Origin of the sequence: Bradyrhizobium sp. HKCCYLRH3073 (assembly GCF_051167995.1) — a bacterium.
Taxonomy (GTDB): Bacteria; Pseudomonadota; Alphaproteobacteria; order Rhizobiales; family Xanthobacteraceae; genus Bradyrhizobium.
In genome coordinates, this window is record NZ_JBNPUD010000016.1 from 80,992 (window position 1) to 101,468 (window position 20,477).

Annotated in this window: 15 protein-coding genes; 4 read left to right on the forward strand and 11 right to left on the reverse strand. The window is 65.4% G+C overall.

Features of this window, described 5'->3' with window-relative positions:
* Nucleotides 1–39 precede the first annotated feature (39 nt).
* The 8 genes from odhB to ACQR1X_RS28285 all read right to left on the reverse strand — a co-directional run bounded on the left by odhB (nucleotide 40) and on the right by ACQR1X_RS28285 (nucleotide 10,710).
* The gene (gene odhB, locus ACQR1X_RS28250; RefSeq protein WP_434900073.1) at nucleotides 40–1,266 is read right to left on the reverse strand and encodes a 2-oxoglutarate dehydrogenase complex dihydrolipoyllysine-residue succinyltransferase; all 1,227 of its coding nucleotides are present in this window, start codon (nucleotides 1,264–1,266) and stop codon (nucleotides 40–42) included.
* A 136-nt stretch (nucleotides 1,267–1,402) separates the two neighbouring features.
* The gene (locus ACQR1X_RS28255) at nucleotides 1,403–4,360 is read right to left on the reverse strand and encodes a 2-oxoglutarate dehydrogenase E1 component (RefSeq protein WP_316215519.1); all 2,958 of its coding nucleotides are present in this window, start codon (nucleotides 4,358–4,360) and stop codon (nucleotides 1,403–1,405) included.
* Between the two features lie 139 nt (nucleotides 4,361–4,499).
* Entirely contained in the window at nucleotides 4,500–5,384 is an 885-nt protein-coding gene (gene sucD, locus ACQR1X_RS28260; RefSeq protein ID WP_172112915.1) for a succinate--CoA ligase subunit alpha, read from the reverse strand.
* Nucleotides 5,385–5,439: 55 nt separating this feature from the next.
* The gene (sucC, locus tag ACQR1X_RS28265) at nucleotides 5,440–6,636 is read right to left on the reverse strand and encodes an ADP-forming succinate--CoA ligase subunit beta (RefSeq protein ID WP_315800702.1); all 1,197 of its coding nucleotides are present in this window, start codon (nucleotides 6,634–6,636) and stop codon (nucleotides 5,440–5,442) included.
* A 127-nt stretch (nucleotides 6,637–6,763) separates the two neighbouring features.
* Nucleotides 6,764–7,732 (reverse strand): malate dehydrogenase, encoded by a 969-nt coding sequence (gene mdh / locus ACQR1X_RS28270; protein WP_315800703.1) that lies wholly within the window; start codon nucleotides 7,730–7,732, stop codon nucleotides 6,764–6,766.
* A gap of 227 nt (nucleotides 7,733–7,959) precedes the next feature.
* A complete protein-coding gene (zapE, locus tag ACQR1X_RS28275) occupies nucleotides 7,960–9,141 on the reverse strand; it encodes a cell division protein ZapE (RefSeq protein WP_316215518.1) in 1,182 nt (393 codons plus the stop codon).
* A gap of 191 nt (nucleotides 9,142–9,332) precedes the next feature.
* A complete protein-coding gene (thpR, locus tag ACQR1X_RS28280; RefSeq protein WP_315800705.1) occupies nucleotides 9,333–9,872 on the reverse strand; it encodes an RNA 2',3'-cyclic phosphodiesterase in 540 nt (179 codons plus the stop codon).
* 205 nt (nucleotides 9,873–10,077) lie between these two features.
* The gene (locus ACQR1X_RS28285) at nucleotides 10,078–10,710 is read right to left on the reverse strand and encodes an arylesterase (RefSeq protein ID WP_434900074.1); all 633 of its coding nucleotides are present in this window, start codon (nucleotides 10,708–10,710) and stop codon (nucleotides 10,078–10,080) included.
* A 55-nt stretch (nucleotides 10,711–10,765) separates the two neighbouring features.
* Between ACQR1X_RS28285 and ACQR1X_RS28290 the strand changes: the two genes are divergently transcribed.
* The 4 genes from ACQR1X_RS28290 to ACQR1X_RS28305 all read left to right on the forward strand — a co-directional run bounded on the left by ACQR1X_RS28290 (nucleotide 10,766) and on the right by ACQR1X_RS28305 (nucleotide 15,822).
* Entirely contained in the window at nucleotides 10,766–11,503 is a 738-nt protein-coding gene (locus tag ACQR1X_RS28290; RefSeq protein ID WP_315800707.1) for an ABC transporter ATP-binding protein, read from the forward strand.
* Entirely contained in the window at nucleotides 11,500–14,070 is a 2,571-nt protein-coding gene (locus ACQR1X_RS28295) for an ABC transporter permease (protein WP_434890069.1), read from the forward strand. The genes ACQR1X_RS28290 and ACQR1X_RS28295 overlap by 4 nt, the downstream gene beginning before the upstream one ends.
* 276 nt (nucleotides 14,071–14,346) lie before the next feature.
* Nucleotides 14,347–15,138 (forward strand): Bax inhibitor-1/YccA family protein, encoded by a 792-nt coding sequence (locus ACQR1X_RS28300; RefSeq protein WP_315800709.1) that lies wholly within the window; start codon nucleotides 14,347–14,349, stop codon nucleotides 15,136–15,138.
* A 156-nt stretch (nucleotides 15,139–15,294) separates the two neighbouring features.
* A complete protein-coding gene (locus ACQR1X_RS28305) occupies nucleotides 15,295–15,822 on the forward strand; it encodes a GNAT family N-acetyltransferase (RefSeq protein ID WP_315800710.1) in 528 nt (175 codons plus the stop codon).
* A 41-nt stretch (nucleotides 15,823–15,863) separates the two neighbouring features.
* Here the strand turns inward: ACQR1X_RS28305 and ACQR1X_RS28310 are convergent, their stop codons facing one another.
* The 3 genes from ACQR1X_RS28310 to acnA form a co-directional block, all read right to left on the reverse strand.
* A complete protein-coding gene (locus tag ACQR1X_RS28310) occupies nucleotides 15,864–16,229 on the reverse strand; it encodes a DUF2794 domain-containing protein (RefSeq protein WP_315800711.1) in 366 nt (121 codons plus the stop codon).
* Between the two features lie 418 nt (nucleotides 16,230–16,647).
* Nucleotides 16,648–17,430, reverse strand: coding sequence for a DUF1223 domain-containing protein (locus ACQR1X_RS28315; RefSeq protein WP_315800925.1), 783 nt, complete (start codon nucleotides 17,428–17,430; stop codon nucleotides 16,648–16,650).
* A 188-nt stretch (nucleotides 17,431–17,618) separates the two neighbouring features.
* Nucleotides 17,619–20,339: an aconitate hydratase AcnA gene (gene acnA, locus ACQR1X_RS28320; protein ID WP_434900075.1), complete on the reverse strand. Its 2,721-nt coding sequence runs from the start codon at nucleotides 20,337–20,339 to the stop codon at nucleotides 17,619–17,621.
* Nucleotides 20,340–20,477: the final 138 nt, after the last annotated feature.

Sequence of the window (20,477 nt, forward strand, 5' to 3'; positions counted from 1 at the left end):
TCATGAAGCGCGCCTCATGTCTTCAAGTCCTCGCGAATCTCAGAGATCCAGCACCAGCCGCGCCGGATCCTCCAGGCTCTCCTTGACGCGCACCAGGAAGGTCACCGCTTCCTTGCCGTCGATGACGCGGTGGTCGTAGGACAGCGCCAGATACATCATCGGCCGGACCTCTATCTTGCCGCCGACCACCACCGGCCGTTCCTGGATCTTGTGCATGCCGAGAATGCCGGACTGCGGCGCGTTCAGGATCGGGGTCGACATCAGCGAGCCGTAGATGCCGCCATTGGTGATCGTGAAGGTGCCGCCCTGCATCTCGTCGATCTTGAGCTGGCCGTCACGGGCGCGGCGGCCGAAATCGGCGATGCCCTTCTCGATGTCGGCGATCGACTTGTGGTCGCAGTCGCGCACGACCGGGACGACCAGTCCCTTGTCGGTGCCGACGGCGACGCCGATGTGGTAGTAGTTCTTGTAGATGAGATCGCTGCCGTCGATCTCGGCGTTCACGGCCGGGATGTCCTTCAGCGCCTGCACGACGGCCTTGGTGAAGAAGCCCATGAAGCCGAGCTTCGAGCCGTGCTTCTTCTCGAACACATCCTTGTACTGGCTGCGCAGCGCCATGACGTTGGTCATGTCGACCTCGTTGAAGGTCGTCAGCATCGCCGCGGTGTTCTGCACGTCCTTGAGGCGGCGCGCGATGGTCTGGCGCAGCCGGGTCATCTTCACGCGCTCCTCGCGCGCGGCGTCATCCGCCGGCGACGGCGCACGCACCTGCACGGAAGCCGCCGGCTGATTGACCGGGGTCGGGGCGGAGGCGGCGCGCTCGATCGCCGCCAGCATGTCGCCCTTGGTGACGCGGCCATCCTTGCCAGAGCCCGGCACGGTGGTGGCATCGACGCCGCTCTCGGCGGAGAGCTTGCGCACCGACGGGGCCTGCGGCGTATCGGCGGGCAGCGCCTTGGCCGGCGCTGGAGCGGCAGCAGGGGCAGCCGCGGCGGGCTTCGCCGGAGCCGCGGCGGGAGCAGCAGCGGCCGCGCCATCGGTGATCTGGCCGAGCAGCGCGCCAACGGCGACGGTCTCGCCATCCTTGGCGATGATCTCACCCAAGGTGCCGGCCGACGGCGCGGGCACCTCGATCGTCACCTTGTCGGTCTCGAGCTCGACGAGGGGCTCGTCGACCGCCACGGCGTCGCCGGCCTTCTTGAACCAGCGGCCGATGGTGGCTTCGGTGACGGATTCACCCAGCGTCGGAACGCGAATTTCAGTCATGGTCTTTGTCCTCAATAACCCGTGCGGTCATAAAGCCTGTCCGCCATCGCCTTGCGGCGAGCAAGCGATGCGGGACGGACGATCAACGCGATGTACTTGCGCCCCGCAGGTTGCGGGGCGCGTCAAAAAGGCAGGTTCAGTTCAAGGCTTCGTCGAGCAGCGCCTTCAGCTGGGCGAGATGCTTCGACATCAGGCCCGTCGCGGTCGCTGCAGAGGCGGCACGGCCGGCATAGCGCGGACGCTTGCTCTTGCCGCCGGTCTGGTTCATCACCCATTCCAGATAGGGCTCGATGAAGTGCCAGGCGCCCATGTTGCGCGGCTCTTCCTGGCACCACACCACTTCGGCGTTCTTGAAGCGGCCGAGCTCGGCGACCAGCGCCTTGAGCGGCACCGGATAGAGCTGCTCGACGCGCATCAGGTAGACGTCGTTCAGCCCGCGCTTCTCGCGCTCGTCATAGAGGTCGTAATAGACCTTGCCCGAGCACAGCACGATGCGGCGGATCTGCTCGTCCGGCACCAGCCTGGTCTTGTCGTCCGCCTGCATCTGCGCGTCATCGTACAGGATGCGGTGGAACGTCGTGCCCTTGGCGAGCTCCTCGAGCCGCGACACCGCGCGCTTGTGGCGCAGCAGCGATTTCGGCGTCATTACGATCAGCGGCTTGCGGATCTCGCGATGCAACTGTCGCCGCAGCACGTGGAAGTAGTTCGCCGGCGTGGTCGGATAGACCACCTGCATGTTGTCCTCGGCGCACATCTGCAGATAGCGCTCGAGGCGTGCCGACGAATGCTCGGGGCCCTGGCCCTCGTAGCCGTGCGGCAGCAGGCAGACCAAGCCGGACATGCGCAACCATTTACGCTCACCCGACGAGATGAACTGGTCGAACAACACCTGGGCGCCGTTGGCGAAGTCGCCGAACTGTGCCTCCCAGAGGGTCAGCGCGGTCGGCTCTGCGAGCGAGTAGCCGTATTCGAAGCCGAGCACGGCTTCTTCCGAGAGCAGCGAGTTGATGACCTCGAAGTGGCCCTGCTCCGGCGCCAGATGGTTGAACGGCGTGTAGCGGCTCTCGTCCTCCTGGTCGATCAGCACCGAATGGCGCTGCGAGAAGGTGCCTCGCTCGCTGTCCTGACCGGAGAGACGAACCTTGTGGCCTTCGAGCAGCAGCGAGCAGTACGCCAGCGCTTCGCCGGTCGCCCAGTCGAGCCCGATGCCGCTGTCGATCGCCTTGGCGCGGTTCTCGAGGAAGCGCTGGATCGTCCGGTGCACGCGGAAGCCGTCCGGCACCTTGGTGATCTTGCGGCCGATCTCCTTGAGGCGGTCGATCTCGACGCCGGTGACGCCGCGGCGCGCCTCCTCCTCCTGGTCGGCGGATTTGAAGCCTGCCCACTTGCCGTCGAGCCAGTCGGCCTTGTTCGGGCGATAGGACGTACCGGCCTCGAACTCGGCGTCGAGACGGGCGCGCCAGTCGGCCTTGGCCTTCTCGACCTCGCCCTCGGTCATGACGCCTTCGGCGACCAGGCGCTTGGAGTAGATCTCCAGGGTCGACGCATGGGCGCCGATCTTCTTGTACATCACCGGCTGGGTGAAGGCCGGCTCGTCGCCCTCGTTGTGGCCATGCCTGCGATAGCAGAACATGTCGATCACGACCGGCTTGTGGAATTTCTGCCGGAACTCGATCGCGACCTTGGCCGCGAACACCACGGCTTCCGGATCGTCGCCGTTCACGTGGAAGATCGGCGCATCGATCATCTTGGCGACGTCGGACGGATAGGGCGACGACCGCGAATAGCGCGGATAGGTCGTGAAACCGATCTGGTTGTTGACGATGAAATGAATCGAGCCACCGGTCCGGTAGCCTTTCAGGTCGGACAGCGCGAAGCACTCCGCCACGACGCCCTGGCCGGCGAACGCAGCGTCGCCATGCATCAAGAGCGGCAGCACCGAGATGCGCATGTCCGGCGGATCGCCATGCTGGTCCTGCTTGGCGCGGACCTTGCCGAGCACGACGGGATCGACGATCTCCAGATGCGACGGATTGGCAGTCAGCGACAGATGGATGCGGTTGCCGTCGAACTCGCGGTCCGAGGAGGCGCCGAGGTGGTACTTGACGTCGCCGGAGCCTTCGACCGCGTCGGGATTGGCCGAGCCGCCCTTGAACTCGTGAAACAGCGCGCGGTGCGGCTTGCCCATCACCTGGGTCAGCACGTTGAGGCGGCCGCGATGCGGCATGCCCAGCACGATCTCCTTCACGCCGAGATTGCCGCCGCGCTTGATGATCTGCTCCAGCGCCGGAATCAGCGACTCGCCGCCGTCGAGGCCGAAGCGCTTGGTACCGGTGAACTTGACGTCGCAGAACTTCTCGAAGCCCTCGGCCTCGATCAGCTTGGTCAGGATGGCGCGACGGCCCTCGCGGGTGAACGAGATTTCCTTGTCCGGCCCCTCGATGCGCTCCTGAATCCAGGCCTTCTGGGCGGCGTTCGTGATGTGCATGAACTCGACGCCGAGCGTCTGGCAGTAGGTGCGCTCGCAGATCGCGACGATCTCACGCAGGCTGCCGTATTCGAGGCCGAGCACGTGATCGAGGAAGATCTTGCGGTCGTAGTCGGCCTCGGTGAAGCCGTAGGAGCGCGGATCGAGTTCCTCACGGTTGCGCGGCGCCTCGATGCCCAGGGGATCGAGCTTGGCGTGGAAGTGGCCGCGCATGCGGTAGGCGCGGATCAGCATCAACGCGCGGACAGAGTCGCGGGTGGCCTGATTGACGTCGGCCACCGACAGTTCGACGCCCTTCGTCTGGGCCTTGGCGGCGAGCTTCTCGCCGACCTTCTTTTCGACGACGGCCCAGTTGCCGTCCAGCGCCGAGGTCAAGTCGTCGCGGGGGGAGACCGGCCAGTTGCTGCGCGCCCAGGAGGGGCCCGACGCATTCTTCTGCACGTCGGCTGGCGCGTCCTTCAGGCTCTTGAAGAACTCCTGCCACTCCGGGTCGACCGAAGCGGGGTCCTTCTCGTAGCGGGCGTAGATCTCATCGATGTAGGTGGCATTGGTGCCCTGCAGAAAAGACGACAGGGCGAAGGCGGCGTTCGCATCTTGGCGAGACATGGTGGCGTCCTGGTAATTTCGATGCGCCCAATCAAAACGGCGCAATGCCTGACCCGCGGGGGACGCGGATCAGGCTCGGGTTAGGACCGTTTACCTTATTTATTGTAAATATTCGCGCCGAAAAGCACTAAGTCCTGAATCAGGATTTCAACTTTTCGACAAGCGTCTTGCCAAGCCGCGCCGGAGACGGAGAGACTGTAATACCAGCAGCTTCCATCGCAGCGGTCTTCGAGCCGGCATCGCCCTTGCCGCCCGAGATGATCGCGCCGGCATGGCCCATACGGCGGCCGGGAGGGGCGGTGACGCCGGCGATGAATCCGACCATCGGTTTCTTGCGGCCGCGCTTCGCCTCGTCCTTGATGAACTGCGCCGCGTCCTCCTCGGCCGAGCCGCCGATCTCACCGATCATGATGATCGAGGTCGTCTTGGGGTCGGCCAGGAACATCTCGAGCATGTCGATGAACTCGGTGCCCTTGACCGGGTCGCCGCCGATGCCGACCGCCGTGGTCTGGCCCAGGCCCTCGGACGTCGTCTGGAACACCGCTTCATAGGTCAGCGTGCCCGAGCGCGACACGATGCCGACCGAGCCGGGCTTGAAGATGTTGGCCGGCATGATGCCGATCTTGCACTCGCCGGCGGTCATGACGCCCGGGCAGTTCGGCCCGATCAGGCGCGACTTGGATCCCACAAGCGAGCGTTTCACCCGGACCATGTCGAGCACCGGGATGCCCTCGGTGATGCAGACGATCAGCGGGACCTCGGCGTCGATCGCCTCGCAGATCGCGTCGGCCGCGCCCGGCGGCGGCACGTAGATCACGGATGCGTCGGCGCCGGTGGCCTCGCGGGCCTCCTTGACGGTGTCGAAGACCGGCAGGCCGAGATGGGTCGAGCCGCCTTTGCCCGGCGAGGTGCCGCCGACCATCTTGGTGCCGTAAGCGATCGCCGCCTCGGAGTGGAAGGTGCCGTTCTTGCCGGTGAAGCCCTGGCAAATGACCTTGGTGTTCTTGTCGATGAGGATGGACATCGTGCTTTCTCTAAAAGCGTTGCGGTGAGGAATGAGCGAGCGCCTGAAACGGCGCTCAGCCTCCCTTGACGGCCTTGACGATCTTCTGCGCGGCGTCGTCGAGATTGTCGGCGGGCAGCACGTTCAGACCGGACTCGCTGATGATCTTCTTGCCGAGATCGACATTGGTGCCTTCGAGGCGCACCACCAGCGGCACCTTCAGGCCGACTTCCTTGACCGCGGCCACGACGCCCTCGGCGATGACATCGCACTTCATGATGCCGCCGAAGATGTTGACCAGGATGCCCTTCACGTTCGGGTCGGCGGTGATGATCTTGAACGCCGCCGCGACCTTCTCCTTGCTGGCGCCGCCGCCGACGTCGAGGAAGTTGGCGGGCTCCATGCCGTACAGCTTGATGATGTCCATCGTCGCCATGGCGAGGCCGGCGCCGTTGACCATGCAGCCGATGGTGCCGTCGAGCGCGACGTAGTTGAGGTCGTACTTCGATGCCTCGATCTCCTTGGCGTCCTCCTCGGTCTCGTCGCGCAGCGCGACGACTTCCGGGTGCTTGAACAGCGCGTTGGAGTCGAACGAGACCTTGGCGTCGAGCACGCGCAGCTGGCCCTGCTTGGTGACGACCAGCGGGTTGATCTCGAGCATCGCCATGTCCTTGGCGACGAAGGCGTTGTAGAGCTGGGTGGTCAGCTTCTCGGCCTGCTTGGCGAGGTCGCCGGAGAGCTTCAGCGCCTTGGCGACGGCGCGGCCGTGATGGCCCATGACGCCGGTGGCCGGATCGACCGAGAAGGTGATGATCTTCTCAGGCGTGCTGTGGGCGACGTCCTCGATGTTGACGCCACCTTCGGTCGACACCACGAAGGCGACCTTCGAGGTCTCGCGGTCGACCAGCAGCGACAGATAGAATTCCTTGTCGATGTCCGAGCCGTCCTCGATGTAGAGGCGGTTGACCTGCTTGCCGTCCGGACCGGTCTGCACGGTCACCAGCGTGGCGCCCAGCATCTGCTTGGCGAACTCGTTGACCTCCTGGATCGACTTGGCGAGGCGGACGCCGCCCTTGTCGCCGGCAGAGGCCTCCTTGAACTTGCCCTTGCCGCGACCGCCGGCGTGGATCTGGCTCTTCACGACCCAGACCGGGCCACCGAGCGTCTTCGCCGCTGCATCCGCGTCCTCCGGACGGAGAACCGGCACGCCCTTGGAAATCGGCACGCCGAACTCGTGCAGCAGTGCCTTGGCCTGATATTCGTGAATGTTCATAAGCGCTTGCTCCCCGAACCCGCGATGGGGTGACGACCAGAATTGTTGTTAGGATGCCTGGTATACCATATACCAAACATCCTGCAACTCGATGTGGGCGAGACTACGCCCCGTGAATGACCCCTGATCAGCGGCCGAGCAGGTCGGGCGCGATCTTCTTGCAGGCGTCGACCAGGCCCTGGACGGCAGCGACCGACTTGTCGAACGCCTCGCGGTCCTTCCCGGCCAGCTCGATCTCGACGATGCGCTCGACACCCTTGGAGCCGATCACGACGGGCACGCCGACATACATGTCCTTGACGCCGAACTCGCCGTTAAGATGCGCCGCGCAGGGCAGCACGCGCTTCTTGTCGCGCAGATAGCTCTCGGCCATCGCGATCGCCGACGCCGCCGGGGCGTAGTAGGCGGAGCCCGTCTTGAGCAGGTTGACGATCTCGGCGCCGCCATTGCGGGTGCGGTCGACGATCTCGTCGATGCGCGCCTGCGAGGTCCAGCCCATCTTGACGAGATCCGGCAGCGGAATGCCGGCGACGGTCGAGTACTTGGTCAGCGGCACCATGGTGTCGCCATGGCCGCCGAGCACGAAGGCAGTGACGTCCTCGACCGAGACGTTGAACTCATCAGCCAGGAAGTAGCGGAAGCGCGCGGAGTCGAGCACGCCGGCCATGCCGACGACCTTCTTCGCCGGAAGGTTCGAGGCCTTCTGCAGGGCCCAGACCATCGCGTCGAGCGGGTTGGTGATGCAGATGACGAACGCATCGGGGGCGTACTTCTTGATGCCGGCGCCGACCTGCTCCATCACCTTCAGGTTGATCGACAGCAGATCATCGCGGCTCATGCCCGGCTTGCGCGGCACGCCGGCGGTGACGATGCACACCTTGGCGTTGTCGAGCGCCTCGTAGGAGTTGGCGCCGGTGAAGTGCGCGTCGAAGCCGTCGACCGGCGAGGACTGCGCGATGTCGAGCGCCTTGCCCTGTGGAACGCCTTCGGCAATGTCGAACATCACGACGTCGCCGAGCTCCTTGAGGCCGACGAGGTGAGCCAGCGTTCCGCCGATCTGACCGGAGCCAATCAAAGCAATCTTGTCGCGCGCCATGGCAAATTTTCCTTTGAACCCGAAGGGGTGAGGGAGGTTGAAAAGTCGAGTGGGTGGTTATCCCTTTCGCCCGGGCCGTTCAAGTCACGCTATGGCCAATTGGCGGGCGTGCCTTGATTTCGATCAGGACCGGGCGACGGCTGCTGATGATCCTTTCAGCATGATTGGCGTGGCCTTTTCGCGGCTGTGTGCCCGGCGGCAGGCGCTCGCCAAAACTCCGGTATTTGTCAGGTTTCGACCAACCCCGTGGAAGTCCCGGATGCCGCCGAGTCCTTCCGCCCGTGCGGCAGGGCCAGGTAGGAGTCCGAGCCCATCTCGATCAGGCGCGAGGTGGTCCGCTTGAACTCCATGGCCTCGATGCCCTCGGTCGCGACGTAGAGCGAAATCGGGTCGGCTTCGGCGGACGCGATCAGCTTCACGGCGTTGTCGTAGAGCGTATCGATCAGGGTGATGAACCGCTTGGCGGCATTGCGCTCGGCCAGATCCATGACCGGAACGTGATCGATAAGGATCGTATGATAGTCGTGCGCGAGCCGCAGATAGTCCGAGGCTGCCAGCGGCTTCTCGCAGAGATCGGTAAAACCGAAGCGGGCGACGCCGTTGGCGGAGCACGGGACATGCAGGATACGCCCCTTGATCGTCATGTCGCGCGGCTTGCACTTGGCATGCCCCGTGAGCCGCGCCCAGGCCTTGTCGAGCGCCGCTCGCGCGTCGACATCGGCCGGCACCAGCCACATCTTCACGCCGGCCAGCTTCTCCAGCCGGAAATCGGTGCGCGCATCCAGCCGCATCACGTCCATATGGTCGGCGATCTGCTTGATGAAGGGCAGGAACAGCGCGCGGTTGAGGCCGCCTTTGTACAGGTCTTCGGGCGCGACGTTCGAGGTCGCCACCACCACGGTGCCGAGCTCGAACAGCCTGGCGAACAGACGTCCCAGGATCATCGCGTCGGCGATGTCGGTGACATGGAATTCGTCGAAGCAGAGCAGCCAGGCCTGATCGAAGATCGCCTGTGCCGTGAGCCCGATCACGTCGGCATCGGCGAGCTCGCCGCGCGCGATGTTCTGGCGGTAGCCGTAGATGCGCTCGTGCACCTCGGCCATGAATTCGTGAAAATGGGCGCGGCGCTTGTGCTCGACGGGACAGTTCTGGAAGAACAGGTCCATCAGCATGGTCTTGCCGCGCCCGACCTCGCCGTGGACATAGAGGCCGTTCGGCGGCTCGCTCTTGTCGGCAAAAAGGCGGCCGAACAAGCCTTGCTTGCGCGTCGGCTTGTAGGTCGAGAGGCGGCGCTCCAGCGCCGCCAGGGCGTCGGCGACCTCGGCCTGGGCGAGGTCGGCCTCGATCGCACCGGTATCGACCAAAGACTGATATTGCGCGCGGAACGCGTCTGACGGAGTGGACAGCATGAGCCCACTCTAGGTCACGAGACTTACGGAAAATGCAATCCGCAAATGGTGGAAGCCGCCATGCGTCGGAGCCGTGAGGTCGTGGTATATGGCACGCAAACGCCGCCGTGACCGTTAGTCCGGGGCTAACGACGTTAGTCTTCGCTCCCGGCCTCAGCGAGCGGCTGGCTTGAACGACCGCGCTCCAGACCTCACCCCGGGGAAAGGTCGTAGGCGTCCTCGACCACGTAGGGGCCACCGCCGGTCGAGGCGCGCGACGAGAACAGCACGAAGCGCTCGGCCGTGAACACGCGGCTCGGGAAATAGCCGCGGACGGAGAGATAGTCGGCGACGTCCTGGCTCGACGCATCGTGCAGCCGCGCCAGCGTGACGTGGGGCACGAATTTACGACCTTCCGGATCGAGCCCGATCCGCTGCATGAGCCGCTCGAGCTCGGCCTGCAGCTCGATCAGGGGGCGGCTCGGCGCGACGTTGGCAACGACGGCGCGCGGCTTGCGGCCGCCGAAGCTGGAGAGACCCTGCACCGTCACTTCGAACGGCTTGCGGTTCACCCGCCACAGCATCGAGGCGATCTCGTTGGCGGAGGCGCCGTCGATGTCACCGATGAAGCGCAACGTCACATGGTAATTTTCGGGATCGATCCAGCGGGCGCCTGGGAGGCCACCCCGCAAACCGGAAAGCGTGTGGCCAACCTCGGCCGGGATTTCCAGTCCAGTAAACAGACGCGGCATCGTTTCAGGACTCCCGATGCTGGAGGCTGATCTCGAAAATTGACGAGATCATGCCTTCGAGAAATGATCGACGACGAATCGCCAATGCATCATTCCTACCGAACTTATATGACTCCGCGACGGAAGGCGGGTTAACGCCGGTAAAAGCTGCGGAAAACCCGGCCCTTAAGGTTATCGCAAATGATCGACGCGGCGCTTCGTTCCGTCATTGCCCACGAAGTGGACGCAGGAATGCTTCCGCCGTAGGCAACAGCCTGGACACGATGATGTCGACGCCCGCCGCAGTGGGGTGGATGCCATCGGCCTGGTTCAGCTTGGGGTCGGCGGCGACACCGTCGAGAAAGAACGGATACAGCGGGACGCCGAATTCCTTGGCCAGATCGGGATAGATCGCGTTGAATTTCGCGGCATAGTCGCTGCCGTAGTTCGGCGGCGCCAGCATGCCGCACAGCATGACGGCGATGCCCCGCGCCTTCAGCCGGGTCACGATCTCGGTCAAGGCCTTGCGCGTCACCGCGGGATCGATGCCGCGCAGCGCATCGTTGGCGCCGAGCTCGACGATGACGGCCTCGGTCCCGTCAGGCACCGACCAGTCGAGCCGGTCGCGGCCGCCGGACGAAGTGTCCCCGGATACGCCGGCATTGGTGAGGTCGATCGGCAGGCCCTGGGCCTGCAACGCCTTCTGCAGCTTGGCTGGAAACGCATCCGAGGCGGACAGGCCAAGACCCGCGCTCAAGGAATCGCCGAGCACGACCAGCTTGATCGGCTTGACGTCGTCAGCGCCCGCAAACGCGGGCCCGACTGTCATCAAGGCGAGCATCAACACGAGTATGTGCACGAAGATATGTCCGCGCCTCTCGACCCGGCTTGCGGAGTTGCCATATGACCGAGCCATGGACAGTCTCATCGAAACCTCGCGTTTGGCCGGCCTTGCGCCGGACACCATTACCATCTCCAACGTCAACCTCTCGCTCGGCACCGGAGCGGCACGTGTTCATATCCTCAAGGACATCAGCCTGCGGGTGGGACAGGGCGAGACGATCGGCCTGATCGGCCCCTCGGGATCGGGGAAGTCCACGCTGCTGATGGTGATGGCGGGGTTGGAACGTCCTGACAGTGGTGAGGTGGTGGTCGGCGGCACCGCTTTCAATGCCCTGGACGAGGACGCCCTGGCCCGGTTCCGGGGTCGCCAGGTCGGCATCGTCTTCCAGTCCTTCCACCTGATCCCGACCATGACCGCGCTGGAGAATGTGGCAGTGCCGCTCGAGCTGGCCGGCCATGCCGGCGCCGCGGAGCGTGCCGCCCGCGAGCTCGAGCAGGTCGGGCTCGGCCACCGTCTGCATCACTATCCGACGCAGCTCTCCGGCGGTGAGCAGCAGCGCGTGGCATTGGCCCGCGCTCTCGCTCCCGACCCCGCAATTCTCGTGGCCGACGAGCCGACCGGCAATCTCGACGAGACCACCGGCCAGCAGATCGTCGACCTGCTGTTCACCAAGCATGCCGAGCGCGGCATGACGCTGGTGCTGGTGACCCATGACAGCGGCCTCGCGCATCGGTGCGACCGGGTGGTGCGGCTGCGCTCGGGACGGATCGAAGCCGAGAGCGACGCACACGAGCAAGCCGACGCATGAGCACGGTGTCCGAACCGATCGCGGGCGGCCGCATGGCCGCGTTGCCGGTGCGCTACGCGCTGCGCGAGCTGCGCGGCGGCTTGCGCGGCTTCTACGTCTTCATCGCCTGCATCGCGCTCGGCGTGCTCGCCATCGCCGGTGTCGGCTCGGTGGCGGCCAGCCTCAATGACGGGCTGGTCCGCGAGGGCCGGACCTTGCTCGGCGGCGACGTCGCTTTCTCGCTGTTTCAGCGCGAGGCCAAGCCCGAGGAGATCGCCTTCCTGCGGACGCGCGGCCAGGTCTCGCTGGCGGCAACCTTGCGGGCGATGGTGCGCGCCGGTGACGCCAAGCTGGCCTTGGTCGAGCTCAAGGCGGTCGACGGCGCCTATCCGCTGCTGGGCAAGGCCGAGCTGCAGCCCGACCTGCCGCTACCGGACATTCTCGCCGAACGCGACGGCGTGTTCGGCGCGGCGGCCGATCCGGCACTGCTGGCGCGGCTCGACCTCAAGGTCGGCGACACCGTCAGCATCGACACCGTCCGCTTCCAGATCCGCAGCGCGCTCCAGGCCGAGCCAGATAAATTGTCCGGCGGCATCGGCCTTGGGCCGCGCTTCCTGATCAGCGAGGCCGGCCTGCGCGCCACGTCGCTGCTGCAGCCGGGCAGCCTGGTGCGCTGGACCTACCGGGTCCGGCTGCCCGACAATGCCAAGGACGACCACGCCGCAGCGTCCTTCATCGCCGACACCCGCCTGACCTTGCCGTCGGCCGGGTGGGAGATCCGCAGCCGCAGCAATGCCTCGCCGCAGCTCGAGCGGACGATCGGCCGCTTCACCCAGTTCCTCACCCTGGTCGGTCTCGCCGCGCTGCTGGTCGGCGGCGTCGGCGTCGCCAACGCGGTCAAGAGCCATGTCGACCGCCGCACCGAGGTGATCGCGGCGTTCAAGGCCCTCGGCGCCACCAGCCGCGACGTGTTCGGCATCTACCTCGTGCAGGTGATGGTGCTCGCCACGATCGGTTCGATCATCGGCCTCTGCGCCGGCGCGGCCCTGCCCTTCGCCATCGTCGGGCTGTTCGGCAACATCCTGCCGCTGCCCGTGATCCCGGCTATTCATTCCGACGAGCTGGCGCTGTCCTTCGTCTATGGCCTGCTCACCGCACTGGCGTTCGGTCTGTGGCCGCTCGGGCGCGTACGCGACGTGCCGGTGGCGGCGTTGTTCCGCGAGGCGGTCATCGCCGAATGGCACCGGCCGCGCTGGAGCTATCTGGTGCTGATCGCGGGCACCGTCGCGCTGCTGATCGCGGTCGTGATCGGCTTGTCCTACGACAAGCGCATCGCCGCGGTGTTCGTCGTCGCCGCCGCGCTGGTGTTCGTGCTGTTGCGCGGCATTGCCGCCGCGGTGATGGCAATTGCGCGCGCCCTGCCGCGCAGCCGCTTCCCGATGCTGCGGCTGGCGGTCAGCAACATCTACCGCCCGGGCGCGCTGACACCGTCCGTGGTGCTGTCGCTCGGACTGGGTCTCGCGGTGCTGGTCACAATCACCCAGATCGACGGCAATCTGCGGCGCCAATTCCTGGCGCAACTGCCGGAGCAGGCGCCGTCGTTTTTCTTCATCGACGTCCCCTCCGGCGAGGCCGACCGCTTCCGCGGCTTCCTCAAGGACCTCGCCCCTCAATCCGCTGTCGAAGACGTGCCGATGCTGCGCGGGCGCATCGTCGCCGCCCGCGGCGTCCGCGCCGAGGACCTCAAGGCGACGACGGACACCGAATGGGTGCTGCAGAGCGATCGCGGCCTGACCTATACCGCCGAGATTCCCAAGGGCTCGAAGGTGGTCGAGGGCGAGTGGTGGAGCGAGACCTACAGCGGACCGCCGCTGGTCTCGATCGAGAAGCGCATCGCCGACGGCCTCGGCCTCAAGCTCGGTGACGACATCGTCGTCAACGTGCTCGGACGCGATATCACGGCGCGGATCGGCAACATGCGCACCATCGACTGGCAGGGGCTCGGCATCAACTTCGTGCTGGTGTTCTCCCCGAATGCCTTCAAGGGCGCGCCGCACACCCATGTCGCGACCCTGACCGAAGCGCGCTCCGATGCCGCCGAGGATGCCCGTGTCATCCGCAAGGTGGCCGACGCCTTCCCGATGGTGACCAGCGTGCGGGTCCGAGAGGTGATGGAGACCGTGGGCTCGGTGGTCTCCAACCTCGCGCTCGCCATCCGCGGCGCCAGCGCGGTGACCTTGATCTCGGCCATCCTGGTGCTCGGCGGCGCGCTGGCCGCCGGCCACCGCCACCGGGTCTACGACGCGGTCATCCTGAAGACCCTGGGCGCGACGCGGCTGCGGCTGCTCGGCGCCTACGCGCTCGAATATCTGATGATCGGGTTTGCCACCGCCGCGTTCGGCGTCATCGCCGGCTCGGTCTCCGCTTGGCTGATCGTGACCCGGCTGATGACCTTGAGCTTCGCCTGGCAGGCGGGCAGCGCCGCGCTGGTCGTCTTGGCGGCGCTGATCGTGACCGTCGGCCTCGGACTGGCCGGCACCCTGCTCGCGCTGAACCAGAAGCCGGCGACGGTTCTTCGGAATCTCTAGCGGCTTGATCGAGCGCTTGCGCGCTCATGCCGCACGGTTAACGCGATTTATACGGCTGAGACGCGTTCGGAGCGACATTCAGCCGCGCGTGGAAGCTTGCGGCGGATATGCTAGTTTCCCATCTAGGGAATGGGCTCAGAGACCTGCCAAAGATGGCGAATTTGCCGATGACGCAAATTTAATATCGATGGCAGCGGGTATGAGATAGGGTTTTTCGAGAACCGGCTGAAGGTCCTGCCAGGATCGGGCTGCCGGGCAACCAACGGGAATTCGACCATGTCGGACCTCAACCGCAACTATGCTTCACCCTTTGGCCGGGTGGCCGGGCGCGCCGATGCCGCGACCGTCGACGCCGGTCTGCGCGCCTACATGCTGCGCATCTACAATTACATGAGCATCGGCCTGGCCATCACCGGCCTCGCGGCGCTCGGCGTCTACATGGCGTCGGTGACCGGCGATCCGGCGGCCGGCGTGTTCAAGTTCGGCAACGCCTATCTGACGCAGTTCGGCTACGCGATGTTCGTGAGCCCGCTGAAGTGGCTGTTCATCCTTGCCCCTCTGGTCATGGTGTTCGCGATCTCGGCCGGCATCAACCGCCTCGCGCCGTCGACCGCGCAACTCCTGTTCTGGGTGTTTTCGGCCTTGATGGGCATCTCGCTGTCGTCGATCTTTCTGGTGTACACCCACACCTCGATCGTGCGGGTGTTCTTCATCACCGCGGCGACGTTCGGCGCGCTCAGCCTGTACGGCTACACGACCAAGCGTGACATGACGGGCATGGGCTCGTTCCTGTTCATGGGCCTGATCGGCATCGTGCTGGCGAGCCTGGTGAACCTGTTCCTGGCGAGCTCGATGCTGCAGTTCATCGTCTCGGTGATCGGCGTGTTCGTGTTCGCCGGCCTGACCGCCTGGGATACGCAGCGCCTGAAGAACGAGTACATCTACGGCTACGCCTCCGCGGGCGGCGACATCGCCGAGCGCGCAGCGATCACCGGCGCGCTGTCGCTGTACCTGAACTTCATCAACCTGTTCACGCTGCTGCTGCAGCTGCTCGGACAGCGCGACTGATCCAACCGCTCGAACGAGCGACCTTCGAAGCCCCGGCCTCACCGCCGGGGCTTTTCGTTTGCACAAACCCCGATTGCGACCGGCGCAAAGCCGCAGCGGCAGCCATGCCGCGAGGCCGGATTGATCGCCGCGTCCGCATGGGTATGCTTGCACCCCATGTCGAACATCGAAATCCGGCCCACCCAGGAGGCCGACCTCCCGGCCATCACCGCCATCTACGGCCAGGCCGTCCGCGAGGGCACGGCCACCTTCGAGCTCGACCCTCCGGATCTGGCGGAGATGACGCGCCGCTTCCGGGCGCTCCGCGACGGCGGCTTCCCCTATTTCGCCGCCCTGCTGGACGGAGAGGTGGTAGGCTATGCCTATGCCGGGCCCTACCGGCCCCGCCCTGCCTATCGCTTCACGGTGGAGAACTCGGTCTATCTCGCTCCCGCCAGCCAGCGTCGCGGCATCGGGATGCGACTGATGCGGCAGCTGATCGACGCCTGTGAGGAGGGAGGCTTTCGCCAGATGATCGCCGTCATCGGCGACTCCGCCAATGCCGGCTCGGTCGGGCTGCATACCGCCTGCGGCTTCCAGATGATCGGCACCCACCCGAGCGTCGGCCTGAAATTCGGCCGCTGGCTCGATACTGTGATGATGCAGCGCCCGCTCGGGGCCGGGAGCAGCGACGTCCCGGCGTAAGCGACGCCGGTCGAAATGTCGTGATCACCCGGCGGGTCGGATCAGACCAGCGCCGGCTTCGGCGCGATCGCCAGCAACACGCGCTCAAGCTCGTGGCCGCGGCGCAGGATCAGCCCGGTGGCCGAGATCACGCTGTACATGCCCTGCTTGCGTGCGAGACGCGGATCCTTCTCGATGCGGTAGATCGGCACCTCGGACGCCCGGCGAAACACGGAGAAGACGGCCCGGTCACGCAGGAAGTCGATCGAATAGTCGCGCCACTCACCGTCGGCGACCATGCGACCGTAGAGGTTCAGGATGCGGTTCAGCTCCAGGCGGTCGAACGTCACCCGGTTCGGCGCTGCGGCCGCACTGCGCGCCGCCGCGCGGTTCTCGCTGGGGTCGGCGTCCTCCGGCGTGAGGTTCATTGGCGTCCTCCTGTCATCTGTGTGACATGATCGCGCCATCCGGCAGAAGCCGCAAGGGGCCGTTTTCGTTGTTGAAGTTCGACCGAGCCTGCGAGGTCATCAGTTCCGCGAACACGCAAGCGTCACGGGATCGTTAGCGGAATCATAATCGCGCCGTCTTTCCGCCCACCGACCGCCCCCGACCTTCGGCATAAGATTCGTGTGCGTTGGCCCGGTCCTTTCGGTTCCGGATTCCTCAGCCCCCAGCCCCCCGGGGTCGTCAGGATCGGGTCTATTCACAAGTAAGGCAAAGGGCCAACGCAAGTTGGTCCTTTTGCTTTTCTGGCGTGAGCTGCCGGAAGATGTCGCGGCGCGCCGTCGCACGGACGTGACGCGCCTCACGCAGGTCAGCGAAAACGAAGATCGGAACGACGGAAGATCAGCGCTCGGGACCACGCGCCGTTGCTGAAGCCCGTCCGCCCAACGGCAACTCGGAAAAGGCGGCGCCGAGCATCGGCCCAGGGCGGTCGCGACTGCCGTCCTGCACATAGACGACGGTGCCATCGACGCCCTCGCGGGCGATCTTCTCCAGCGGCACGCTCCAGCTGACCGGCGACCCGGTCCAGTCACCCAGCTTCTGGAGACCGCGAACGACGTTGTAATAGGTCAGGTCGCGGCCGCTGTTCTCGCCGCGCCCGACCGAGATCGGGACCACCCGCGAGATCGAGCAGACCCAGACCTCGCCGTGCCGGCGCGGCGCATGCTCGCTGGCCGCGGCGACCGAGACGGAGAGCTCCTGGCCGTCGACCGACAGCCTCACCGGCACCGACATCACCGCGCCGCCCTGGACGGTTTCCTCGATCGCGCCTTCGATCGCCTCGCGGTCGCTGCCGATCACATGCACAGAGCCGTTGATCACCGCCTGCGGCGTATAGACCTCGCGGTCCCCGCGCGCACGAGAATAGGCCCGCTGCCGGGCCGTGAAGCGGGAGTCGGCCAGCGTGTCCTTCCAGCCGAGATAGTCCCAGTAGTCGATCGGCAGCGACAACGCGATGACCGAAGGATCTCTGGCGAGCTCGCCGAGGATCTTGTCAGCCGGCGGGCAGGACGAACAGCCTTGAGAGGTGAAGAGTTCGATCACCGCACGGGGATCGGACGCGGCTGGCCGGACGAAAGCGATGACCGCACAGACACTCAGCGCTGCGCGCGACCACCACGACATCTGTCCACTCATCGCCACTGTCCCGTCTGGACCACCGTCCGCTGCGCCCTGCGCATCACTGCATCCGCGATGCCGTCCTCGTAGTTAACAAACCGAAAATGCAAAGGAGGCGGCCTTTGTCATAGGCCGCCTCCTTCATCACCCGCTACTCACTTCAGAGTGAGCCAAACTGTCGCATCGCGCTTTGGTTAAGCGGCGAGCTTGCGCAGCACGTAGTGCAGGATGCCGCCGTTGCGGTAGTAGTCGAGCTCGTCGAGCGTATCGATCCGGCAGAGCAGCGGCACCTGCTGCGCCGCACCGTCGGCCGAGACGATCTCGGCGGTCAGGGTTTGGCGCGGCTTCAGGTCGCCCTGCAGGCCCTTGATGGTAACCTTCTCGTCGCCCTTGAGGCCGAGCGAGGACCAGGACGTGCCTTCCTGGAAGGTGAGCGGCAGCACGCCCATACCGACCAGGTTGGAGCGATGGATGCGCTCGAAGCTCTGGCAGATCACGGCGCGGACGCCGAGCAGCCGGGTACCTTTGGCGGCCCAGTCGCGCGATGAGCCGTTGCCGTATTCGGCGCCGGCGAACACCACCAGCGGCACACCCTCTTCCTGATACTTCATCGCGGCGTCGTAGATCGACATCTGCTCGCCGTCGGGCCAGTGCTTGGTCAGACCGCCCTCTGGGATGTTGCCGTCGGCGCCCTTGAGCATGAAGTTCTTGATGCGGATGTTGGCGAAGGTGCCGCGCATCATGATCTCGTGATTGCCGCGGCGGGTGCCGTACTGGTTGAAGTCGGCCGGGCGAACCTGGTGCTCGCTGAGGAACTTGCCGGCGGGCGAGGTCAGCTTGATCGAACCGGCCGGCGAGATGTGATCGGTCGTGATCTTGTCGCCGAACAGCGCCAGCACGCGGGCCTCGACGATGTCCTTGATCGGCTCCGGCTCCTTCTTCATGCCTTCAAAATACGGCGGGTTCTGCACGTAGGTCGACGACATGTTCCAGCGATAGGTTTCGCTCTCGACGGTCTTGATCTTGCGCCAGTTGGTGTCGCCCTTGAACACGTCGGCGTAGCGCTTCTTGAAGATCGACGCCTTGACGAACTTCTTGACGAAGTCGTTGACCTCCTTGGTCGTCGGCCAGATGTCCTTCAGGTAGACCGGCTTCTTGTCCTTGCCGATGCCGATCGGCTCGACCGCAAGGTCCTTGGTCACGGTGCCGGCCAGCGCATAGGCGACGACCAGCGGCGGCGAGGCCAGGTAGTTGGCCTGCACGTCCGGCGAGACGCGGCCTTCGAAGTTGCGGTTGCCCGACAGCACGGCCGCCGCGACGACGCCATTGTCGTTGATCGACTTCGAGATCTCCTCCGGCAGCGGGCCGGAATTGCCGATGCAGGTGGTGCAGCCGAAGCCGACCAGATTGAAGCCGACCTTGTCGAGGTCCTTCTGCAGGCCCGAATTAGCAAGGTATTCGGCAACCACCTGGCTGCCCGGGGCGAGCGAGGTCTTCACCCACGGCTTGGCCTTGAGGCCCTTGGCGGCGGCGTTGCGGGCCAAGAGGCCGGCGCCGATCAGCACGCTCGGGTTCGAGGTGTTGGTGCAGGAGGTGATGGCGGCGATGACGACGTCGCCATGGCCGATATCGAAGTCCTTGCCCTCGACCGGGAAGCGCTGCTCGGCCGCATCGGGCTTCTTGTACTCGCCGGCCAGCGCGGTGGCGAAACCTTCGGCCACGGCAGGCAGCGCGATGCGGCCCTCGGGACGCTTCGGACCGGCCATCGACGGCACGACGTCGGCGAGATCGAGCGTCAGCGTCTCCGTGAACACCGGGTCGGGCGACTTGGCGGTGCGGAACAGGCCCTGCGCCTTGGCATAGGCCTCGACCAGCGCGACGCGCGGCGCCTTGCGGCCGGAGGTCTTGAGATAATCGATCGTCGCGGTGTCGACCGGGAAGAAGCCGCAGGTCGCGCCGTATTCTGGAGCCATGTTGGCGATGGTCGACTTGTCGGCGACCGAGAGATGGTCGAGGCCGGGGCCGAAGAACTCGACGAACTTGCCGACCACGCCGAGCTTGCGCAGCATCTGGGTGACGGTCAGCACGAGGTCGGTCGCGGTGACGCCTTCCTTCAGCGCGCCGGTCAGCTTGAAGCCGACGACGTCGGGCAGCAGCATCGACAGCGGCTGACCGAGCATGCAGGCCTCGGCCTCGATGCCGCCGACGCCCCAGCCGAGCACGGCCAGACCGTTGACCATGGTGGTGTGCGAATCGGTGCCGACCAGCGAATCCGGATAGGCGACCTCGAAGGTGCCCTTGGTGCGGCCGATCGTCATCTTCTCCTTCTTGGTCCAGACCGTCTGCGCCAGATACTCGAGATTGACCTGGTGGCAGATGCCGGTGCCGGGCGGCACGACGGAGAAGTTCGAGAACGCCTTCTGGCCCCACTTCAGGAATTCGTAACGCTCCTGGTTCTGCTTGTACTCCTCGGCGACGTTCTTGCCGAACGCCTTGTTGTCACCGAAGTAGTTCACGATCACCGAGTGGTCGATGACGAGATCGACCGGCACCAGCGGGTTGATCTTCTCGGCATCGCCGCCGAGCGCCTGCATCGCGTTGCGCATCGCCGCGAGGTCGACGACAGCCGGGACGCCGGTGAAATCCTGCATCAGCACGCGTGCCGGGCGGAAAGCGATCTCGTGCTCCAGCGACTTCTTGCGCAGCCATTTCGACACCGCGACGATGTCGTCCTTGGTGACGGTACGGCCATCCTCGTTGCGCAGCAGATTCTCGAGCAGCACCTTCATCGAGTACGGCAGCTTCGAGATGTCCTTGAGACCGTTCTTCTCGGCTGTGGGCAAGCTGTAATAGATGTAGCTCTTCGTTCCGACCTTGAGGGTCTTGCGACACTTGAAGCTGTCGAGCGAGGTCATGCGTGGAAATCCCAATTGATCTGCATACCCGGAGGGGGTATTTAAGAACCGTCAGCGCGAGGCGCCGGATGGCTTGCAGCGGACGATTGTGTGCTGCATCAAGGTCGGGCTTATAGAAGCTTTCTAACTGCGCCGCCA

Coding starts and splice junctions, on each gene's coding strand:
- ACQR1X_RS28255 (WP_316215519.1), bottom strand. CDS start 4,360: ATGTCTCGCCAAGATGCGAACGCCGCCTTCGCCCTGTCGTCTTTTCTG.
- odhB (WP_434900073.1), bottom strand. CDS start 1,266: ATGACTGAAATTCGCGTTCCGACGCTGGGTGAATCCGTCACCGAAGCC.
- ACQR1X_RS28305 (WP_315800710.1), top strand. CDS start 15,295: ATGTCGAACATCGAAATCCGGCCCACCCAGGAGGCCGACCTCCCGGCC.
- ACQR1X_RS28300 (WP_315800709.1), top strand. CDS start 14,347: ATGTCGGACCTCAACCGCAACTATGCTTCACCCTTTGGCCGGGTGGCC.
- zapE (WP_316215518.1), bottom strand. CDS start 9,141: ATGCTGTCCACTCCGTCAGACGCGTTCCGCGCGCAATATCAGTCTTTG.
- mdh (WP_315800703.1), bottom strand. CDS start 7,732: ATGGCGCGCGACAAGATTGCTTTGATTGGCTCCGGTCAGATCGGCGGA.
- acnA (WP_434900075.1), bottom strand. CDS start 20,339: ATGACCTCGCTCGACAGCTTCAAGTGTCGCAAGACCCTCAAGGTCGGA.
- ACQR1X_RS28310 (WP_315800711.1), bottom strand. CDS start 16,229: ATGAACCTCACGCCGGAGGACGCCGACCCCAGCGAGAACCGCGCGGCG.
- ACQR1X_RS28290 (WP_315800707.1), top strand. CDS start 10,766: ATGGACAGTCTCATCGAAACCTCGCGTTTGGCCGGCCTTGCGCCGGAC.
- ACQR1X_RS28295 (WP_434890069.1), top strand. CDS start 11,500: ATGAGCACGGTGTCCGAACCGATCGCGGGCGGCCGCATGGCCGCGTTG.
- sucD (WP_172112915.1), bottom strand. CDS start 5,384: ATGTCCATCCTCATCGACAAGAACACCAAGGTCATTTGCCAGGGCTTC.
- ACQR1X_RS28315 (WP_315800925.1), bottom strand. CDS start 17,430: ATGTCGTGGTGGTCGCGCGCAGCGCTGAGTGTCTGTGCGGTCATCGCT.
- sucC (WP_315800702.1), bottom strand. CDS start 6,636: ATGAACATTCACGAATATCAGGCCAAGGCACTGCTGCACGAGTTCGGC.
- thpR (WP_315800705.1), bottom strand. CDS start 9,872: ATGCCGCGTCTGTTTACTGGACTGGAAATCCCGGCCGAGGTTGGCCAC.